Raw genomic sequence first — 623 nt, 5'->3', positions numbered from 1 at the left:
TAGTACGTGGAATTGTTTCTAAAACATGGTATGCGCTATTTATGCGTTTGAGAGTATCAGAAATTGCGAGAACGGGAAGAACGCCTTCTTGATGATTGACAGTTGTGTGGATTTGATCGAGGAGTTGATTTTCGATAAAGGGGCGTGCACCATCATGAATATGCACATACTGCGGCTTGAACTTTTTAAGTGCATGAAGCCCACATAAAGTAGATATTTGACGTGTATTACCTCCTTCAACAATGAGAAGGTGCTCTTTAAAAACAACGATAGCTTGCTCACAGATTTGGCGGTCTTCTGGATGAATAACGAGGATAATCGTTGTGATGGCTGGATGCTGCAAAAAGCAACGCACAGTATGACAAATAACCGGCTCTTGCCCTAGAAGTTGGTACTGTTTTGGAATTTTGTGTGGAGATTTTGCCCTTTCACCGCGTCCAGCGGCTAATATTATTGCTGCAATAGAAATACTTAATCTCCTTTTTATTATCTTAGTTTATTGTTTTATGATCATCAATTTTAAATTTATTTTGAAAGGCTGGTCGTTGAAGATCAGCAAGGGATATCACTGATAATACATCAAAAAAAGCATTTAAAGCTTTTTGAAGTGCAGTATTTAAACC

At 38.2% G+C, this 623-nt stretch carries 1 protein-coding gene and 1 pseudogene; both read right to left on the bottom strand.

From position 1 onward, the window contains the following. Positions 1-469: 2-C-methyl-D-erythritol 4-phosphate cytidylyltransferase (locus J7R05_RS07520; RefSeq protein WP_343070540.1), on the bottom strand; the 469-nt coding region annotated here is incomplete at its 3' end. A 22-nt stretch (positions 470-491) separates the two neighbouring features. Then, positions 492-623: pseudogene (gene rirA, locus J7R05_RS09380) on the bottom strand (iron-responsive transcriptional regulator RirA); the annotation flags it as partial.

The sequence above is a fragment of the Bartonella capreoli genome, from assembly GCF_902813205.1.
In the GTDB taxonomy this organism is placed as follows: Bacteria; Pseudomonadota; Alphaproteobacteria; order Rhizobiales; family Rhizobiaceae; genus Bartonella; species Bartonella schoenbuchensis.
Note: the sequence above shows the minus strand (reverse complement) of the source record. Positions and strands in the feature narration are given on the sequence as shown.